The sequence below is a fragment of the Natronoflexus pectinivorans genome, from assembly GCF_004345615.1.
Classification (GTDB): domain Bacteria; phylum Bacteroidota; class Bacteroidia; order Bacteroidales; family Marinilabiliaceae; genus Natronoflexus; species Natronoflexus pectinivorans.
Window position 1 is genome coordinate 1 of sequence record NZ_SLWK01000036.1, and the last position, 2,492, is coordinate 2,492.

Consider the following 2,492-nt stretch of genomic DNA (forward strand, 5'->3'; position numbering starts at 1 on the left):
TGCACATTCTGTTTTATTCGGACACCCATTCCGGATTTATCCGGACACTTTTTAGGTCTGCATTTTTTTCAAAAATAGGAATTAATTTTTTACGATTTAGCAATTAGTTTTCTCATTGATTCACCTTGCATTTCGATGCGGTATGCACCATTATACAAACGATCCATTATTGCATCTGCCACTGTGGGGTCTCCTATCACATCAAACCATTGCTTTATTGGGATTTGAGATGATATAATTGTAGATTTTACTCCATGACGATCATCAATAATTTCCATGAACATGTTTCTTGCAGTCGCATCCAGAGGTTTAAGCCCAAAATCATCAATTATCAGAAGGTCGCATTTGGCTATTTTCTTAATTTCCTTGGGGTAGCTCCCATCAGCTTTAGCGTATACAAGCCTATCAATTAGCTTATTTGCTGTTGTGTATAATGTGCTTAACTCATTGGTGCAAGCGTGGTACCCCAAGGCACACCCGATAAATGATTTTCCGACACCGGTTGGACCCGTAAGTAAAATATCACGACCCTTTTTTATCCAATCACACCTCTGGAGTTTGATCATTAAATTCTTATCAAGATTCCTATGCGCCTGATAATTTATCTGTTCCATTGACGCCTTTTGCTTAAAATTCGCTGTTTTAATATATCTCTGAAGTTTTCTATCAAACCGATCATCATACTCTGCATCTATCAATATGGCAAGTTTTTCATCAAATGTCAGATCCTGATTGCCGTCTGTGTCAAACAGCTGGTTGTAAGCTCTTTCAAGGCCATGCAGCTTCATGTGTTTCACCTTTTCAATTGTCTGGATGTTCATAGTTTTTTAGTTTAAAATGTCAAGTCCTCTTATGTCGTTGTTATCTATTATTCTTCTGATTTCCTCCTCTTTGCTAATGTTAAATGTCTTATTTTCAAGAGTGTTTCTAATGAATTTGCAGGTGTAGTTGTTCATTTCTAGTGCCTTGTTACAGGCTTTGCTAAAATCATCCACTGAGTGCTTTTTGCTTTCCTTAAGGATGCCCAGGCATGCCGAAAATGCCTGCTCAGGATGCGCTTTGCTCTCTATTAGCGCTCTGATAAATGCCTCCGTTTGTGGTGAGATTTTCGCTGCCCAACGAATAAATCGGTCAGCATTCCACTTTGTTACAAATTGGTGTTTAGGAGGCTGATGAGCCGGTTCTGTAGTGTATTTGTACTGACGTGTATCTCGTTGGTGGATAGCGACCCTTAGGTTGTTGTACGTAACCTCTACCACGCGACTATTATAGCTAATTTGCACTCGCTTACCCGTAAGCTGGAAGGGAACGCTATAGTAATGCCGGTCCTCTTTTAGATATATATGGTAATGATATTGGACTGTTACAATGGCAAAATGTCGAACATCATACATTGATATAGGAAGTGGCTGTAATTCTGCCTTTTCCATGGAGTCAAAGAGTTGTTGTCGTGAGTAATCTTTTCCTTGGAATGTGGCGTTATTGTGCTTATCCAGTTCTTCCCACATTGCTTGATTGCACTCTTCAATAGAAAAGAATGGTATGTTACGTAGCGGTGCATAAATTCGTGTATAAGCAGTTCTGACAAAGTTTTCTGCCAGACTCTTGTCTTGGGGATGAAGTGCCCTTGCAGGAAGGATTATCGCATTATAATGAGCGCCAAAATCTTTGAAGGATTCATTTATATGGGGTTCATACTTATTGGCCTTAGTAACGGCTGATTTAAGGCAGTCTGGCACAATGCAACGAGGAGATCCTCCGAAGAAACGTAGCGCGTTCTCATTGGCCTTAATCCAGTCTTCTTTCTTTTGACTTTTAACGGCCTCTATATAGCACAGTTGGCTGCTGCCTAGGACTGCAACAAAAACCTCAAGTTTGGTGGTCCCTCCTGTTTTGGGATCAATAATAGATTGCTTAACACCGGTATAATCGACAAACATCTTTTCTCCTGCCTTATGCTCCATGTGCAAGCTGACTTTTTGCTTTTTTGCCCATTGCTTGTAATGAAAACAAAACTGGGAGTAGCTGTATGCTTGGGGATTGCTTTGAAACAATTCTTGCCAAAGCAGTTGCAGAGTAACACCTGGGCGTTGAAGCTCTTTTTCGATATAAGTAAACCTCGAAACCAATTCTCCATATCGCTCAGTAACATGCTTCCCATTGGGTCCCGTAATGGTGTTAATTAAGTCACTATCAGTCAGTATGTTAAGCTCCGATATGCGCAAGCCGCTCTCTCGGAAGCCTTTAACGTATTCAGCGGCAGTGCTTTTGCTGACCCCGGCAATAATCCCAGCTTGGCGAGTGCTTTCGCCATTGACAAATACCAGATGAAGTAATTCACGTACTTTTTTCATGTCTGTTTTTTTCATCGCTCTTCCATTTTTGAAAAAGCAAGATAAACAGACCTAATTTAGTGTCCGGATGTTTCCGGAATGACTGTCCGGATAATCCCGGATTAGCTGTCCGGATAATTCCAGAACGCATGTCCGGAT

At 40.8% G+C, this 2,492-nt stretch carries 2 protein-coding genes; both read right to left on the reverse strand.

What is annotated here, in order from left to right:
* Positions 1 to 89: 89 nt before the first annotated feature.
* A complete protein-coding gene (gene istB / locus EV194_RS16775; RefSeq protein ID WP_132435693.1) occupies positions 90 to 821 on the reverse strand; it encodes an IS21-like element helper ATPase IstB in 732 nt (243 codons plus the stop codon).
* Between the two features lie 6 nt (positions 822 to 827).
* The gene (gene istA / locus EV194_RS16780; protein WP_132435695.1) at positions 828 to 2,369 is read right to left on the reverse strand and encodes an IS21 family transposase; all 1,542 of its coding nucleotides are present in this window, start codon (positions 2,367 to 2,369) and stop codon (positions 828 to 830) included.
* Positions 2,370 to 2,492 lie beyond the last annotated feature (123 nt).

Coding starts and splice junctions, on each gene's coding strand:
- istB (WP_132435693.1), bottom strand. CDS start 821: ATGAACATCCAGACAATTGAAAAGGTGAAACACATGAAGCTGCATGGC.
- istA (WP_132435695.1), bottom strand. CDS start 2,369: ATGAAAAAAACAGACATGAAAAAAGTACGTGAATTACTTCATCTGGTA.